General features: G+C 68.2%; 12 protein-coding genes. 7 read left to right on the plus strand and 5 right to left on the minus strand.

Annotated features, from left to right (window positions below; translation table 11 throughout):
* Positions 1–39: 39 nt before the first annotated feature.
* The 3 genes from FHP25_RS16970 to FHP25_RS16980 all read right to left on the minus strand — a co-directional run bounded on the left by FHP25_RS16970 (position 40) and on the right by FHP25_RS16980 (position 3,365).
* Complete coding sequence (locus tag FHP25_RS16970; protein ID WP_147848127.1) at positions 40–1,902, minus strand: extracellular solute-binding protein; 1,863 nt, start codon at positions 1,900–1,902, stop codon at positions 40–42.
* A 110-nt stretch (positions 1,903–2,012) separates the two neighbouring features.
* The gene (hisN, locus tag FHP25_RS16975; RefSeq protein WP_147848128.1) at positions 2,013–2,810 is read right to left on the minus strand and encodes a histidinol-phosphatase; all 798 of its coding nucleotides are present in this window, start codon (positions 2,808–2,810) and stop codon (positions 2,013–2,015) included.
* 51 nt (positions 2,811–2,861) lie between these two features.
* Positions 2,862–3,365, minus strand: a complete 504-nt coding sequence (locus FHP25_RS16980) for a c-type cytochrome (protein ID WP_147848129.1) — start codon at positions 3,363–3,365, stop codon at positions 2,862–2,864.
* A gap of 172 nt (positions 3,366–3,537) precedes the next feature.
* Here FHP25_RS16980 and FHP25_RS16985 point away from each other — a divergent pair, with 172 nt between their 5' ends.
* The 5 genes from FHP25_RS16985 (at position 3,538) to FHP25_RS17005 (ending at position 10,888) form a co-directional block, all read left to right on the plus strand.
* Complete coding sequence (locus FHP25_RS16985) at positions 3,538–4,296, plus strand: 3-deoxy-manno-octulosonate cytidylyltransferase (RefSeq protein ID WP_147848130.1); 759 nt, start codon at positions 3,538–3,540, stop codon at positions 4,294–4,296.
* A gap of 93 nt (positions 4,297–4,389) precedes the next feature.
* On the plus strand, positions 4,390–5,286 hold the full coding sequence (locus tag FHP25_RS16990; RefSeq protein WP_147848131.1) for a prephenate dehydratase: 897 nt from the start codon (positions 4,390–4,392) through the stop codon (positions 5,284–5,286).
* Between the two features lie 236 nt (positions 5,287–5,522).
* A complete protein-coding gene (locus FHP25_RS16995) occupies positions 5,523–6,764 on the plus strand; it encodes an efflux RND transporter periplasmic adaptor subunit (protein WP_231712361.1) in 1,242 nt (413 codons plus the stop codon).
* A gap of 16 nt (positions 6,765–6,780) precedes the next feature.
* Positions 6,781–9,975, plus strand: a complete 3,195-nt coding sequence (locus tag FHP25_RS17000) for an efflux RND transporter permease subunit (RefSeq protein WP_147848133.1) — start codon at positions 6,781–6,783, stop codon at positions 9,973–9,975.
* A gap of 97 nt (positions 9,976–10,072) precedes the next feature.
* A complete protein-coding gene (locus FHP25_RS17005; protein ID WP_147848134.1) occupies positions 10,073–10,888 on the plus strand; it encodes a ZIP family metal transporter in 816 nt (271 codons plus the stop codon).
* 24 nt (positions 10,889–10,912) lie between these two features.
* Here FHP25_RS17005 and FHP25_RS17010 read toward each other — a convergent pair whose 3' ends face one another.
* Together FHP25_RS17010 and nudC are read right to left on the minus strand one after the other, a co-directional pair.
* On the minus strand, positions 10,913–12,100 hold the full coding sequence (locus tag FHP25_RS17010; RefSeq protein ID WP_147848135.1) for an NADH:flavin oxidoreductase/NADH oxidase: 1,188 nt from the start codon (positions 12,098–12,100) through the stop codon (positions 10,913–10,915).
* A 118-nt stretch (positions 12,101–12,218) separates the two neighbouring features.
* Entirely contained in the window at positions 12,219–13,223 is a 1,005-nt protein-coding gene (gene nudC / locus FHP25_RS17015) for an NAD(+) diphosphatase (protein ID WP_231712362.1), read from the minus strand.
* Between the two features lie 37 nt (positions 13,224–13,260).
* Between nudC and FHP25_RS17020 the strand changes: the two genes are divergently transcribed.
* Both FHP25_RS17020 and FHP25_RS17025 read left to right on the plus strand, forming a co-directional pair.
* The gene (locus FHP25_RS17020) at positions 13,261–15,255 is read left to right on the plus strand and encodes a S9 family peptidase (RefSeq protein ID WP_178133580.1); all 1,995 of its coding nucleotides are present in this window, start codon (positions 13,261–13,263) and stop codon (positions 15,253–15,255) included.
* Positions 15,256–15,653: 398 nt separating this feature from the next.
* Positions 15,654–17,006: a pilus assembly protein gene (locus tag FHP25_RS17025; RefSeq protein ID WP_147848138.1), complete on the plus strand. Its 1,353-nt coding sequence runs from the start codon at positions 15,654–15,656 to the stop codon at positions 17,004–17,006.
* The last annotated feature ends 136 nt before the right edge of the window (positions 17,007–17,142 follow it).

Genomic DNA, 17,142 nt, shown 5'->3' on the forward strand with positions numbered 1-17,142 from the left:
GAAATCTATCACAGCGTCGGCTGGAAGTGCGGCCCATCGTCAGGTCTTGCGCTCCGGCGGGGTCTGGCCCAGCGTCTTTTCCTTTTCCGGGTCGAGCCACCATGTCTCGATGCCGCGCGGCTGGTATTTCGCCGTCTTCTCCGGGCGCCCGAACTTGTTCCAGTACGCGATCCAGAACGTGGTGGAATAGTACTGCGGCACGATGAAGTAGTTCCACAGCAGCGCCCGGTCCAGCGCCCGGCTGCGGGTGACCAGGCTGGGACGGTCCGGCGCGGCGATCACCGCCTCGATCAGCTTGTCGATCGCCGGATCGGCGATGCCGATCAGGTTCTGGCTGCCCTTGGTCTTGGCGGCGGCGGAGCCCCAGTACTCGCGCTGCTCGTTGCCGGGCGACAGCGACTGGCTGAAGATCACGATCGTGGCGTCGTAGTCGAACTCGTCCATCCGCTTCTGGTACTGCACCGGGTCAACCGTGCGCAGCCGCACGTCGATGCCGACCCGGCCGCACCATTCCTTGAACGGCAGCGCGAAGCGCTCCAGCCTGGGCGCGCCCAGCAGCAGCTCGAACGACAATTGCTGGCCGTTCTTGACGTTGGTCATCTTGCCGCTGCGGACCTCCCACCCGACCTCCTTCAGCAGCGCGATCGCACGGCGCATGCCCTCGCGGTTGTTGCCCGAGCCGTCGGTGACCGGCAGCTTGAACTCCTTGGTGAAGAGCTCGGGTGGCAGCTGGCTGCGCAGCGGCTCCAGCAGCGCCAGCTCGTCCTTCGACGGCAGGCCCTTGGCCGCCAGCTCGGAGTTGAAGAAATAGCTGTCGATGCGGGTGAACAGGTTCCAGGACAGCGCCTTGTTGAACCATTCGAAGTCGACGAGATGCACGAAGGCTTCGCGGAAGCGCCGGTCCGTGAACATCGCGCGACGCAGATTGAAACCGATGCCCTGCATCGGCAGCGTGCTCTCGTGCTTCAGCTCGACCTTCTGCACGGCGCCGGATTTCACCGCCGGGAAATCGTATGACGTCGCCCACAGGCGTGACGTGAACTCTTCGCGGTAGTCGACGTCGCCGGCCTTGAACGCCTCGAACGCGACCTGCTCGTCGCGATAGTAGTCGTAGCGGATGGTGTCGAAGTTGTAGCGGCCGCGGCTGAGCCACAGATCCTTGCCCCAGTAGTCCTCGACCCGTCGCATCACGATGAAGCGCCCGGCCTCCAGCGATTCGACGCGATAGGGGCCGCTGCCCAGCGGAATCTCCAGGCTGGCTTGATCGAAGGCGCGGCTCGCCCACCAATGCTTGGGCAGCACGGTCAGCTGGCCGATGATCACCGGCAGCTCGTGGTTGTCGCCGCCGCGGAAGCTGAACTTCACGCGGCGCTGGTCCAGCGCCTCGGCCGCCACGACGTCGTGCCAGTACACCGCGTAGAGGGGCTGTCCCTTCTCCTTGAGGATGTTGAAGGAGAAGACGACGTCGTCCGACGTCACCGGCTTGCCGTCGTGCCAGCGGGCGTTGGCGCGCAGGGTGAAGATGACCCAGGCGCGGTCGGGCGGCGTCTCGATCGTCTCGACCAGCTGTCCATACTCGGTCGAGACCTCGTCGTAGACCGTCTCGAGCAGCGGCTCGTAGATGCCGGCGACGCCGCGGGCTGCCGTGCCCTGCAGGATGAAGGGGTTCAGCGAATCGAACGTGCCGCCCGCGGCGAGTCGGATCGAGCCGCCCTTGAGGGCGTCGGGATTGGCGTAATCCAGATGCTTGGCGTCGGGCGGATAGCCGGGCTCGCCATGGATGGCGATGCCGTGCGAGACGATGGTCTTGCCCTGGGCCCGGGCGCGCGACGGCGCCGGCAAGGCTGCCGCCGCGGTCAGGCCGGCCAGGACGGAGCGGCGTCGAATTCCAGGCAGAAACATGCGCGCGGCCTCCCAGGTCGGGTACAGCCTACGGGGTCAATATGGTGAAACCAAGAGGCTGATCTCACGATGGCGTCAGATCGGGCGTCGGAAGCGTCGCGCTGCTTCGTTCACGTCGCGGCTTTGCCGGCGGCGCCGCCCGCGAGCATGGCCAGCGCCGCCGCATGCACGGCCGCGTCGCCGGCGGCGATCACCCGGCCGTCCGACTCCTTGCCCAGTGGCCGGCCCTGCCAGTCGGTCATGCGGCCGCCGGCGCCTTCGATCACCGGCACCACGGCGCAGAAATCGTGCAGCATCAAGCTGGCCTCGACCACGAGGTCGACCAGTCCGCACGCCAGCAGGCCGTAGCTGTAGCAATCGCCGCCCCAGCGGAAGAGCTTGACGCTGTCGGCCAGGGCGCGGTGCGGCCCCCGCATGTCGCCGGGGAACATCAGCGGCGCGGTCGAGTACATGTAGGCCTTGGCGAGCGTATCGCACGTCCTGGTCGTGATCGGCTTGCCGTTGAGCGTCGTGGGCCGCCCCGACACGCCCAGCCAGCGCTCGCCCAGGATCGGCTGGTCGATGATGCCCAGCACCGGCCGGCCATGGTGCAGCAGGCCGATCAGCGTGCCGAACACCGGCATGCCGGTGATGAAGGCGCGCGTGCCGTCGATCGGATCGAGCACCCAGGCCCAGGCCGCGTCCATGCGCTCGCTGCCGTGCTCCTCGCCCCAGATCCCGTGGTCGGGCACGTCGCGCGCCAGGATCGCGCGCATCACAGCCTCGGCCTCGCGATCGGCGATCGTCACCGGCGAGTCGTCGGGCTTGTCGTCGACACCCACCGGCGTGCGGAAATAGCGCCGCACGACCGGCCGCGCCGCATCGGCCAGGCGGTGGGCAAGCTCGATATAGGAGTCGGGGACAGCCATGGTCACTCCACCCGGTGCGCGCCGTGCCGGTCGCGCACCGGGCGACTGGCGCTACTTCAGCGACTTCAGGAAGGCGATGACGTCGCCGCGGTCCTTGTCCTTGGGCAGGCCGACGAACGCCATCTTGGTGCCCTTGACGAAGTTGGCCGGCTTGAACAGGAACTCGTTGAGGTCCTCATCCGTCCACTGGCCGCCCTTGCTCGTCATGCCCGACGAGTAGGAGAAGCCGTCCAGGTGCGCCTTCTTGTTGCCGGCGATGCCGAACAGGTTCGGGCCGACCTTGTTGGGTCCGCCCTTCTCGCTGGTGTGGCAGGTCGTGCACGCCTTCTTGAAGATGGCTTCGCCGGCCGCGGCGTCGGTGCCGGTGGCAGGCGGCGCCTTCGCGGGCGCGGCCTCGACGGCGGCCGGCGTAGCGGCCGCCTCCTTGACCTCGATATGCGGCTTCTCCGGGATGTGCGGATGAACCAGGGCGTTCGAGACCTTGCCAATGACCATGATGCCCAGGCAGGCCGCGAGCACGGCACCGGCGATCTTGTTGAATTCGAACGAGTCCATGGTCCCCTTCCGGACGCGCAAAAAGTACTGCGGCGACGCTCGGCGCCACCGGTGACGGCATCGCGTCTACCACAATCACCGGACGGGCAGTAGTATTCTGTCGCTGCGCTTCCGCGTGGCGCGGCATGTCGTCGCAATTGTCCGCTAACTCACTATTTTCTCACGCGAATTCATGGCCCAGCCAACCGCCTCCGGAGCCCGCCGCCCGATCGTCATGATCCCGGCGCGGCTGGCGTCTACCCGCCTGCCCAACAAACCGCTGGCCGATATCCACGGCGCGCCGATGATCGTCCATGTCTGGCGCCGCGCCATGGAGGCCGATGTCGGGCCCGTCGTCGTGGCCGCGGCCGAGGCCGAGATCATCGACGTCGTCGTCGCCGCCGGTGGCCGCGCCGTGCTGACCGATCCCGCCCATGCCTCGGGATCCGACCGCATCCACGAGGCGCTGCAGCAGGTCGATCCCGATGGCGTCCACGACGTGGTCGTGAACGTCCAGGGCGACCTGCCCACCCTGGCGCCTTCCGTCGTGCGCGCGGCGCTGGAGCCGATGGTCGATGCTGCCGTTGATATCGCTACGCTGGCGGCCGAGATCCGAACCGACTACGAGCGCGCCGCGTCGCAGGTCGTGAAGGCGGTGGCCGGCTTCGCGCCGGGGCAGACGATCGCCCGCGCCCTCTATTTCAGCCGCACCCAGGTGCCGACCGGGGAGGGCGCGCTTTACCACCATATCGGGCTCTACGCCTATCGCCGCGCCGCGCTGCAGCGTTTCGTGGCGCTGCCGCCGGGCGTGCTGGAGCAGCGCGAGAAGCTTGAGCAGCTGCGGGCCCTGGAAGCCGGGATGCGCATCGACGTGCGCCTCGTCGATACGGTGCCGCTGGGCGTCGATACGCCCGACGACCTGGAGGAGGCGCGCCGACGCCTGGCGCCGTAGCGCTTGGCGACCCCGCATCCGGTGCTTGCGCTGGCGCCATCGGTGAATTCCCGCTAGAGCAGCGCCCCTGAAGCAACGATTGCCGGATCCGTCATGGCTGCCCGCCGCAAGACCACGCCTCGCCCCAACGACACCATCGCGTTTCAGGGCGAGTTCGGCGCCAATTCCGACATGGCGTGCCGCGCGGCGTTTCCCTACATGACGACGCTGCCGTGCCCCACGTTCGAGGCGGCGATGGAGGCGGTGCGCCGCGGTCGCGCCGCGCTGGCGATGATCCCGGTCGAGAACTCGATCGCCGGCCGCGTCGCCGACCTGCACAGCCTGCTGCCGCATACCAACCTGCGCATCGTCGCCGAGCATTTCCAGCGGGTCGAGCATTGCCTGGTCGCGGTTCCCGGCGCGTCGCTGAAGACCGTGAAGAGCGTGCGCAGCCATGTGCAGGCGCTGGCGCAGTGCCGCGGCTTCCTGAAGAAGCACCGGCTGGCGCCCTCAGTCCACGCCGACACCGCCGGCGCCGCGCGGGAGATCGCCGGCTTGAGCGACAAGTCGGTGGCCGCCATCGCCTCGTCGCTGGCGGCGCGCATCTACGGCCTGCAGGTGCTGGCGCGCAACATCGAGGATGCCGATCACAACACCACGCGCATGCTGGTGTTCTCGCGCGAGCCGGCATCGCCGGACGGGCGCACCGTGCCCTGCCTCACGGCGTTTCTGTTCCGCGTCAAGAGCCGGCCGGCGGCGCTGTACAAGGCGATGGGCGGGTTCGCCACCAACGGCGTGAACATCACCAAGCTCGAGAGCTATCTTTCCGGCGCGGCGTTCGAGCAGGCGCTGTTCTATGCCGAGGTCGAGGGCCACGTCGAGCTGCGTCCGCTCAAGCTGGCGCTGGAGGAGCTCGAGTTCTTCTCCGACGAGCTCAAGATGCTGGGGACCTTCCCGGCGCATCCGTTCCGGCGCAAGGGCTGGGAGGCACCGACCCGGCCCGGCACCTGAAGGCGAGTGGTTACTCGTTCATACCAACGGTTGCCGTCGATACCGGCTTCCACTGGAAGAAAGAACGCTGTGCCACCATATCGTTTCGGCCGTGGTCCGATCTTCATAATTGCAGGTTGGGCGCAAACTAAGCTTTCTGTCCTGGCTTCTGTCCTTGCTTGACGACGCGCCGGCAGCCGCACGGCTGGTCGGCGTTTCGGGGGAAATCGATGATTGAGGGTTTGGTTGAGCACCCCGTGCGGTGGAACAGGGTGGGCGTCACCGTTCTTGTGCTGGCGGCCGCGCTGGGCTTGGCAGGCTGTGAGCGCAAGCAGCAAGGCCAGCATGCCGGCGGGCCGCCGCCTGTCACGGTCGCCAAGCCGGTGGTCAGGGACATCGTCGAGATGGACGAGTTCACCGGCCGCTTCGATGCCGTCGGCTCGGTCGACATCCGGGCCCGGGTGGGCGGCTATCTGGAGTCGGTGAACTTCAAGGACGGCGCGATGGTCAAGGAGGGCGACCTCCTGTTCGTGATCGACCGCCGTCCCTACAAGGCCGCCCTCGATCAGGCGGAGGCATCGCTGGTGTCGGCCCAGACGCGCTTCGACCTCGCCAAGGTCGAGCTGGAGCGCGCCGAGCGGCTGGCCAAGAGCGGCGCCGGCACCGAGCAGTCGCTCGACCAGCGGCGCCAGGGCTTCCTGGCGGGGCAAGCCGACCTGGCCGGCGCCAAGGCTGCCGTCGAGCAGGCGCGGCTGAACTACGAGTTCACCGAGGTCCGGGCACCCATCACCGGCCGCATCTCGCGCAAGCTGGTGACGGTCGGCAACCTGATCAATGCCGACTCGACGCTGCTGACCACCCTGGTCACGACCGACCCCATCTACTTCTATTTCGACATCGACGAGCGGTCCTTCCTGGCCTACCAGCGCCTGGCGCAGCAGGGCGTCAACTCGACCGGCGACAGCACCGGCCTGCCGGTCGCCGTCATGCTGACCGACGAGAAGGAGTTCAAGCACAAGGGACGCCTGGACTTCACCGACAACCGCGTCGACGCCGCCACCGGCACCATGCGGCTGCGGGCGGCGATCCCCAACAAGGATCAGTTCCTCACCCCCGGCCTGTTCGGACGCATCGCCGTTCCCGGCAGTCCGAAATACCAGGGCGTCATGCTGCCCGACGAGGCCATCCTCAGCGACCTCGACCGACGCTACGTCTATGTCGTGGCGCCGGACGGCAGCGTCAAGCAGCAGCCGGTGCGGCTGGGATCGCGCACCGACAACTACCGCATCATCCGCGAGGGCCTTAAGGGCGACGAGACGGTCGTGATCAACGGCCTGCAGCGCGTGCGCATGGGCGGCGGCAAGGTGACGCCGCAGCCGCTCGAACTGCCGGCCGTGTGGCACGGCCTGATGGCGCTGGGACCGCCGCCGGGTGCTGGCGGCGCGCCGCCGGGCGGCGACAAGAAGGACGGCTCGAAGCCGGGCGACAGCAAGAAGTAAGGCTCCGGAGCCTGCCATGAAGTTCGCACATTTCTTCGTCGATCGGCCGATCTTCGCGACGGTCGTCTCGATCGTGATCGTGATCGTCGGCGCGATCTCCTATTTCCGCCTGCCGGTCTCGGAGTATCCCGAGATCGCGCCGCCTTCGGTGTCGGTGACGACCACCTATCCCGGCGCCGACGCCGAGACCCTTGCGCGCACGGTGGCGACCCCCATCGAGCAGGAGGTCAACGGCGTCGAGAACATGCTCTACATGTCGTCGTATTCGACCAGCGACGGCACGTTGACGATGACCGTGGTGTTCAAGCCCGGCACCGACCTCGACATCGCCCAGGTGCAGGTCCAGAACCGCGTCTCGGTGGCCGAGCCGCGCCTGCCCGAGGAGGTACGCCGCCAGGGCCTGGTGGTGCGCAAGCGCTCCGGCGACTTCCTGCTCGTGGTGCATCTGCTGTCGCCAGACAAGACATACGACGACCTCTACATCGCCAACTACATGCAGCAGCGCGTGCGCGAGCAGCTGCTGCGGCTCGACGGCGCCGGCGACGTCATCGTCTTCGGCGGCAGCGAGTATGCGTTGCGCATCTGGCTCGACCCGGCGCGCCTGGCGGCCTACTCGCTGACCAGCGGCGAGGTGGTGGCGGCTCTGCAGGCCCAGAACGTGCAGGTCTCGGGTGGCCAGCTCGGCCAGCAGCCGGCGCCGGCCTCGATCGCCCTGCAGGCGGCAGTGACGACCCAGGGCCGCTTCCAGGACGTGCGGCAGTTCCGCAATGTCATCGTCAAGTCCGGCAGCGACGGCCGGCTGGTGCGCCTGCAGGACATCGCGCGTGTCGAGCTCGGGGCGCGCGACTACACCAGCCGCAGCTATCTCGATGGCCAGGTCGCGATCGCGCTGGGCGTCTTCCAGCGCCCCGGCACCAACGCGCTGGACACCTCGCAGCAGGTCAAGGCCAAGATGGAGGAGCTGAAGAAGGACTTCCCGCCCGGCCTCGAGTACGCCATCGTCTACAACCCGACCGAGTTCATCGACCAGTCGGTGGACGCCGTCTACGAGACGCTGGTCGAGGCCGTGATCCTGGTCTCGCTGGTCGTCCTGATCTTCCTGCAGAATTGGCGCGCGGCGCTGATTCCGATCCTGGCCATCCCGGTGTCGCTGATCGGCACCGTGGCGTTCATGCTGGCCTTCGGCTTCACGCTCAACGTGCTGACCCTGTTCGGCCTGGTGCTCGCCATCGGCATCGTCGTCGACGACGCGATCGTGGTGGTCGAGAACGTCGAGCGCAACATGGCCAACGGCATGTCGCCGCGCGACGCATCACACAGGACCATGGACGAGGTGGGCACGGCGGTGATCGCCATCGCCGTGGTGCTGTCGGCCGTGTTCGTGCCCACGGCGTTCATTCCCGGCATCTCGGGCCAGTTCTACCTCCAGTTCGCGCTGACCATCGCGGTCTCCACGATCATCTCGGCGTTCAACTCGCTGTCGCTGTCGCCGGCGCTGGCCACCATCCTGCTGAAGCCGCATGCCGCGCATGGCGGCGAGGGCCACACCGCCAGCCCGCCGCGGCAGTTCCTGCTCGTGCGGCTGGGGCGCGGCTTCGCCAACGGCTTCAACCGCGGCTTCGACCGGATGAGCAGCGCCTATGCCGACCTGGTGCGCGGCGTGAGCCGGCACCGCGTCCTGATGCTGGGCCTCTATGGCCTGCTGGTGGCCGGCACCGTGTGGATGTTCATGACCGTGCCGCAGGGCTTCATCCCGGCGCTCGATCGCGGCTATGCCCTGGTGATCGTGCAGCTGCCCGACGGCGCGACGCTCGACCGCACGGACGAGGTCGTGAAGAAGGCAGAGAAGCTGCTGGAGGGCACGCCGGGCGTCGGCCATGTCGTGGCCATTCCCGGCTTCAACGGCGCCACCTTCACCAGCGCCCCCAACACGGCTGTCATCTTCACGCCCTTCAAGCCGTTCGACGAGCGCCTGGCGCAGGGCTTGCATTCAGACCGGATCATCGGCGACATGATCGTCAGGCTGCAGAGCATCTCGGAAGCCTTCGTGATGGCGGTGCCGCCGCCGGCGGTGCCCAGCGTCGGCAACAGCGGTGGCTTCAAGATGCAGCTGCAGAACCGCGCCAGCGACGATGTCGGCTCGCTGCTGGCGTCGGCCTACCAGATGATGGGGCGGGCCACCCAGGTGCCGGAGCTGACGGGCGTCTTCACGACGTTCTCCGTTTCCTCGCCGCAGGTCTACCTCAACATCGATCGCGTCAAGGCGCAGATGCTGAACGTGCCGCTGGCGAGCGTGTTCGAGGCGCTGCAGGTCAATATCGGCTCGGCCTACGTGAACGACTTCAACGCCTTCGGCCGTGTCTACCAGGTGCGCATCCAGGCCGATGCCAAGTACCGCCTGGAGCGCGAGGACATCGCGCGCCTGAAGGTGCGCTCGGCCACCGGCGCCCTGGTGCCGCTGGGCACGCTGCTGGATGCCGTCGACGTCGCCGGCCCGGACCTGGTGCAGCGCTACAACATGTACGTGTCGGTGCCGATCCAGGGCAACACGCCGCCCGGCGTATCGAGCGGCCGCTCCCTGGAGGCCATGGAGAAGCTGGCGCGCGAGACCCTGCAGCCCGGGCAGGGCTTCGAGTGGACGGAGCTTGCCCTTCAGGAGCGGGCGGTCGGCAACACCGCGATCTACATCTTCGCGCTGTCGATCCTGTTCGTGTTCCTGGCCCTGTCGGCCCAGTATGAGAGCTGGACCTTGCCGTTGGCCATCATGCTGATCGTGCCGATCAGCATGCTGTTCGCGCTGCTGGGCGTGACGGCGGCCGGCATCGACAACAACGTGCTGGTGCAGATCGGGCTGGTGGTGCTGATCGGGCTTGCGGCCAAGAATGCCATTCTGATCGTGGAGTTCGCACGCCAGCAGGAGCATGAAGGCAGGGACCCGATATCGGCGGTGGTCGAAGCCTGCCGCCTGCGCCTGCGGCCGATCCTCATGACGGCTTTCGCCTTCGTCCTGGGCGTGCTGCCGCTGGTGACGGCGTCGGGCGCCGGCGCCGAGATGCGCCGCGCGCTCGGCACCGCGGTGTTCGCCGGCATGATCGGCGTGACGCTGATCGGCCTGTTCCTCACGCCGGTGTTCTATGTCGCGATCCGCTTCGCCACGGACCGCCTGAGCCGTCGGTCCGCGCCGCCCGCGTCCCCGGCGCCGACGGCCTAGGTCGGCGGCGGCGCGCGGATGCCCATGGTCAACGTTCGTCCGGGCGCAGCGGGGGATCCTCCGCCGCGTCCGGTCTGACAGGCGGCGCCGCCACGCCATGCAGGCCATCGCCAGCCTGCCACCGTTCTGGACCGGCGTCCTCGGCGCCGTCATCGCCGGCTTCTTCGGCACGGCCATCGGTGGCGTGCCCGTGGTCGTCGTGCGGACCTTGCCGGCGCGGCTGGGCAATGCGCTGCTGAGCTTCGCCGCCGGCGTCATGCTGGCCGCGACGTTCTTCTCGCTGCTGCTGCCGGCCCTGGAGCTGGCGCGCGAGGCGACCGGCGGCCGGGTGCCGGCCGCGATCGGTGTGATCGTCGCCCTGTCTGTCGGTGGCCTGGCCATGGCCGGCGCCCATCGGATGACGCCGCACGAGCATCTGGGACGCGGCCGCGAAGGGCCGCACGTGCAGCGCATGCGGCGGGTGTGGCTGTTCGTGATCGCGATCGCGATCCACAACTTTCCCGAGGGCCTGGCCACCGGTGTCGCGGCCGGCAATCCCGCGCCGCACCTGCCGGGCGAGATCCCCGGCCTGGGCGTGGTGATGGGCATCGGCCTGCAGAACGTGCCGGAAGGCCTGGCCGTCGCTGTCGGCCTGCTGTCGCTGGGCTATGGCCGCGGCCGCGCGCTGCTGGTCGCCGCCGCGACCGGCCTGATCGAGGTCGTGGGCGGCGTGGCGGGCGCCGCCGCCGTGTCGGTGTCGCACGCCTTGCTGCCCTGGGCGCTGGCCTTCGCCGGCGGCACCATGCTGTTCGTGATCAGCCACGAGATCATTCCCGAGACCCATGCGCCCGAGGCCGGCGGCACCATCAGCGCCACCGTCGCGCTGTTCATCGGCTTCGCCACCATGCTGTTCCTGGACCACACGCTGGGGTGATCCAGGGCTGCCGGCCGCGGGCGGCTACTCCGCCGCTTTCGCAGCCGGCTGTGGCTTGAACGGCAGGATGGTGCCGGCGCGGTGATAGGGAGTCGGCAGCGGCGGCAGCTGCGCGCCCAGGCTGCGCGCCGCGTTCCAGCCCCAGCGCGGGTCGGCCAGGAATGACCGCGCCAGCGCCGTGCAGTCGGCCTGCCCCGAGGCCACGATCTGCTCGGCCTGCTGCGGCTCGGTGATGATGCCGACGGCCCAGGTCTTGATGCCGGCCTCCTGGCGGACACGGGCGGCGAATGGCACCTGGTAGCCCGGCCCGAACGCGATCTTGGCCGTGGGCACGGCCCCGCCCGAGCTCACGTCGATGAAATCGCAGCCCAGCGCCTTCAGCGCCATGGCGGTCGCGATCGTGTCCTCGATGGTGACGCCGCCCTCGACCCAGTCGATCGCCGACAGCCGCACGCCCAGCGCGCGCTCGCGCGGCCAGACGGCGCGGCAGGCCTCGAACACCTCGAGCAGGAAGCGCCGGCGCTTGTCGGCCGTGCCGCCATAGTCGTCATCGCGCCGGTTGCTCAGCGGCGACAGGAACTGGTGCAGCAGGTAGCCGTGCGCGCCATGCAGCTCCAGGACATCGAAGCCCAGGCGCGCGGCGCGCATCGTGGCCGCCACGAACGCCTGCTTGATCGCGTCCAGGCCGGCGCGGTCGAGCGCCACCGGCGTGTGCCATTTGGCCGTCGGCGCCGGCACGCTGGCGCCGCCGGTCACGAAGCCGACGCCCGGCCCGGTGGCGTCGAAGGCGATCGCCGACGGCGCCACGCAGGTCCAGGGCGTGTCGGGCGCATCGGCGGCGCCCAGCGGCCCGCCGCCTTTCCACGGCCGCTGCGCCGAGCCCTTGCGCCCGGCATGGCCGATCTGGATGCCCAGCTTGGTGGCCGGCGCCCAGGCCCGCACCCAGTCGACGACGCGCTGCAATGCCGCCTCGTTGGCGTCGCTGTACAGGCCCAGGCAGCCCTGCGTGATGCGGCCGCGCGCCTCGACATGCGTCGCCTCGACCATCAGCAGGCCGGCGCCGCTGGCGGCGAGCTGGCCGAGATGCACGAGGTGCCAGTCGCTCGCCGAGCCGTCGACGGCCACGTACTGGCACATCGGCGACACCACGATCCGGTTGGGCAGCACGACATCGCCGCCAAGGGGCAGGGCGTTGAAGAGTGTTGGCGGCATGGGCGATCTCCGGACGTCGAACGATGGTTGCTGGCCGTCATCCGAATGCAATGAGGGATCTAGGGGAGATGCCCAGATCCCTCGCTACGCTCGGCATGATGGGAATTGCGGCAGGTCCTCACACCGACGGCGGCGGGCCGGCTTCGTGCCCTAGCCAGTCCTCGATCAGGCGGCGCGCGATGCTGTCCTTGCGCGGCATGAAGAAGGAGCCGTCCTTGGGCAGGTTCTCGGGCAGCAGCTCCTCGCGGCTCATCCAACGGGCGCTTTCCAGCTCCGACTGGTTGACGTCGATCTCCATCGACTCGGCCTCGGCATGGAAGCCGATCATGACGGACGCCGGGAATGGCCAGGGCTGCGAGGAGTGGTAGCGCACGTTCTTCACGCGCACCTTGACCTCCTCGTAGACCTCGCGCGCCACGGCGTCCTCGAAGCTTTCACCCGGCTCGACGAAGCCGGCCAGCGTCGAATGCATGCCGCGCGGGAAGTGTCGGCCGCGCCCGAGCAGGCACTTGTCGCCATGGTGCACCAGCATGATCACCGCCGGATCGGTGCGCGGGAAGTGTTGGGCCTTGCAGTCCTCGTTGGTGCAGACGCGCTCGTGCCCGGCCTTGGCGATCCGGGTCGGCGCGCCGCACACGCCGCAGAACTTGTGCCGCCGGTGCCAGTAGGTCATGCCGCGGGCATAGGCCAGGATCGAGCCTTCGCGCGCGAACAGCAGCGGGCCGATCTGGCGCAGGTCGACAAACTCGCCCAGACCTTCCGTCGGCATCTCGAAGCCGGTCACGTCCAGGGCGAAGTAGGTCTCCTCCTCGACATGGCCCAGGAAGATGGTGGTGGCGCCGCCGCGGATCAGGGCGCGGGCCATCATGCCTTGCAGGAATACCGGCTGCGGCTGGCCGTGCTTGTTCACGAGGTTGCGTTCGTTGTCGACCGGCACGAACTTGGTTCGCGAGCCGACCAGCAGGTCCTCGATGCGGTCGTCGTCCTCGCGGTGATGCGAGGCGCGGTCGATCTCGGCGCTGGAATAGGGATTGCGGTGCATGCGGTTGGCGCCAGGTGCCTGTCTGCGGATGGAGCTGTCGACAATGGCATCGCACGCCGCACGCGGCAACCGGTCCGCCATGATAGCATGGCTGCCTTTCCGACCGATGCGAGGCCGCATGCGCAGGCATCTCGGGCTTATTGTGTCGGCCTTCCTGGCCGTGGCGGCCGCCGCGGCGTCGGCGCAGACGCATCCGGCGCTGAAGGAAGCGGCGCTGCCGCCGCTGCTGCCCGTGGCGCTGCTGGCCGAGGGCGACGCGCAGACCCGCAGCAGGTTCCAGATCGCGCCCGACGGCCGCTCGATCGCGTGGCTGCAGCGCGTCGGTGGCCGGCGGCAGGTGCATCTGACGCCGATCGAGGGCGGCGATCCGACCGTGATCCGCATGGCGCGCGACGTCGGCGTCTTCCAGTGGGCGGCCGACAGCCGTCACCTGGCTGTTTCGATCGATCCGGTCCCCGGCGCCGAGAATCCTCAGATCATGATCGTCGACACGCAGGCACCGGACACGTCGCAGCGCAACGTCACGCCCTGGCCAGGCACGCGCAACGTGGTGATGGTGCCGTGCGACATGACAGATGGTCTCTACCTGTCCAGCAATCGCCGTGACCGGCGCTATTTCGACATCTACAAGCTGTCCTTCGCGCCGGGCAGCGAGCCGCAGATGATGGCCGAGAATCCCGGCACCATCTCGTCGTGGATGTTCGATGCCGCCGGCCGGATTCTGGCCCGCCTGACGCGGCCCGACGCTGCCGGCCACCGCACGTTCGAGCGCTGCGACGCCATCGAGTCGTGTGCGCGCCTGTTCGAGCTCGGGCTCGAGGATCAGGTCAGCGTGCTTGGTGCCGTCGACGGCGAGGCCGTGGCCTGGGCACTGTCCAATCGCGGACGCGACAAGACGGCGCTGGTGCGGCTCGACCTCAAGACGGGAGACGAGGCCGAGATCCACGCCGATCCGCAGGTCGATATCAGCAGCGTCCTGCTTGCCGCAGATCGGCGCGGGCCGCTGCTGGCGGTGTCGTGGCCGAACCGGCAGAAGCTGCGCTTCTTCGATCCGGCTATCGAAGCCGACCTCAAGCCGCTGCTCGCCGCCGATGCCGATGTCATCGAGGTCAGGTCGAGCGACCGTGCCCGTCGCTGGCTGGTGGTGTCGGTGAGCGGCGCGCTCAAGCCGACGCACACCTTGCTCCTGGATCGCCGCACCGGCCAGCGCCGGCTGCTGGGTGTGAGCCCTTGGGCTGCCTGGCTCGAGACGCTGTCGCGCACGGAGCCTTTCTCGTTCACAGCGCGCGATGGCCGTCCGATCCCGGGCTACGTCACCGTGCCGCGCGGCATCGCGGGGCGGCGCCTGCCGATGGTGATGTTCGTCCATGGCGGACCCTGGGTGCGCGACCTGGGCACGCTCGATCCGCGGGTGCAGTTCCTCGCCAATCGCGGCTACGCGGTGGTGCAGGTCAACTACCGCGGCTCGTCGGGCTACGGAAAGGCGCATCTGTGGGCTGCCGTCGGCGAGTTCGGCCGCAAGATGTCCGACGATGTCGACGATGCCGCGCAATGGGCGATCGACCGGGGCATCGCCGATCCCGACCGCATCGCCATCATGGGCGCCAGCTACGGCGGCTACGCGGCCATGGTCGGCATGACGCGCACGCCGCTTCTCTACGCTGCCGGCATCTCCTTCGTGGGTGTCTCCGACTTGCCGGCGCTGATGGACCTCATGCCCGCGTATTGGGAGCCGTATCGCTGGCACCGCATGCTGGGCCAGCCCGGCGACGCCGAGGCCCGCGCCCGCATGTGGGAGACCTCGCCGCTGCGGCTGGTCGACAAGGTCGAGCGTCCGATGCTGATCGTTCACGGCGCCAACGATCCACGCGTGCGCCGCGATCAGAGCGAACGCTTCGCCGGGGCGCTGAAGTCATTCGGCAAGCCGGTCGAGCTGCATGTCTTTCCCGACGAAGGGCATGGCCTCAACCGCCCAGCCAACCGGGTCCGCTATTACGCGATGATCGAGACCTTCCTGGCGCGCCATCTGGGTGGGCGAGCCAGTCCCTCGGGCAGCGGCGCCCTGCACGAGCCGGCCGTGGGCACCGGGCCGGCCAGCAACGAGTCTCGCTGAGCCAGGCGCGGCCGCCGCCGCGCCGCGCATCAACACTCATCTGCAACATATTGCAGAATTTGGAAAATTCCCATGCTGAATGGGTTTTTCGTCAATTCATCGTCAAAAAATTTCCAATAGAATCAACGTTCCAGCCACATCATTGACGATGTGAGGCGATCTTTTTACATTGTGTCCATTATGAACGGACATCCCGGCGATTTGGACCGGATGTTGCGGGCAATGCGTAGCAGCGTAACGGCACAATACGAACGATTTCTCGGAAACGAATTTCGGCCGGACGGGGATTGGGCCCGTCGCTTCCAGAAACGGATACCGGACGAGGGGTGCGGCACGTCTGCACCCGACGGGGGCGGCTGTCCTTCGGGCAGGCGGATCGGCCGCTGGGGAAGGGGATCATGAAGGTGATGCGTATCAGGCTCCGCCGGCGCGACGGCAAAGCCCCGGCCAGGTCATTCTGGTCGTCGTTGCGCGCCGACTCGCGCGGCTCGACGCTGGTGCTGGTGAGCCTGGCCATGCCCGTGGTCATCGGGGCGCTGGGCCTCGCTGTCGATACGGGCCTTTGGTACCTGGAGAAGCGCCACCTGCAGCAGGCCGCCGACAATGCCAGCCTCGGGGCTGTGCGCGCGCTGCAGACCGGCGCCACGGTCGCCGATGCCAGGGCCGTGGCGGTCAACGATGCGCGGCGCAACGGCTTCGTCGCGGACTGCGACGCCTGCTTCCAGTTCAACTCGCCGCCCGTGTCGGGTGCCTATGCCGGCAAGACCAATGCGGTGGAGATCGTCCTCAGCCGCAAGCTGCCGGTGGCGTTCAGCGCCTACCTGTTCAGCGGCGCGTCGATGGTTTCGGCGCGCTCGGTCGGCTACCAGTCGGGCGTGCAGGGCAAGAACCTCGAGGTCGCCTTGATGCTCGACGTGAGCTCGTCGATGGATGGCGCGAAGCTCGAAGGCATGCAGGACGCCGCCAAGTCGGTGATCGACATCGTGGTCCAGCCGTCGCAGTCGCCCTTCAAGTCACGGGTCGCGATCGCGCCCTACTCCTCGTCCGTCAATGTCGGCAGTGACTACTACCAGGCCGTCACCGGCAAGACCTCGACGAAATGGTCGACGGTAGTGGAGCGGGCCGGGACGGCGGCTTTCACCGACGACGCGCCCGCCAGCGGCAAGTATCTGGGCGAGTTCAGGACCAAGAAGAGCAATGCGATGGGGGCCTACGCATCGACGGTGAAGAACTATTCGTCCAACGTGCCGGCGAGCGCGCTCATCCATCCGCTGACGACCGAGAAGGACAAGCTGAACGCCACGATCGACTCCTTCACTGCTGCCGGCACCACCGCCGGCCATCTTGGCGTCGCCTGGACCTGGTATCTGCTGTCGCCCAAATGGTCGGGCATCTGGACCGACGACACGACGCCGGCGGCGTACGATGCCACCAAGACCCTGAAGGTCGCCGTGCTGCTGTCGGATTTCGACATGAACAGCTATTACGAATCGGCCAACGGCAATGCGTCGGTCCAGGTCCAGACCCTGTGCGCCAAGATGAAGGCGGCCGGGATCACCGTCTACACGGTGGGCTACAACGTCGACAGCCGCAGCACCACGGCCGTGAATCTGTGGAAGACGTATTGCCCCAGCGACGACAAGAAGTGGTACTCGGCCAAGACCGTCGACGAATTGAAGGCCGCTTTTCGCGCCATCGCCCAATCGGCGGTCGGCGGGGTCATGACCATGGGCCCGGCCCTGGTCGAGTAGCGCGCGGCAGCCATAAGCGACCCGGCCGCGTCATGTGAAGGCGGCGAACAGGTTTAAAGGCCCGGCACGTAGCGACGCGGACCATCCACATGGCGGGCGACGGCCTGCGGATCAGAGAAGGCATCCAGGAAATGCC

It is taken from the genome of Vineibacter terrae, assembly GCF_008039615.1.
Classification (GTDB): Bacteria; Pseudomonadota; Alphaproteobacteria; order Reyranellales; family Reyranellaceae; genus Vineibacter; species Vineibacter terrae.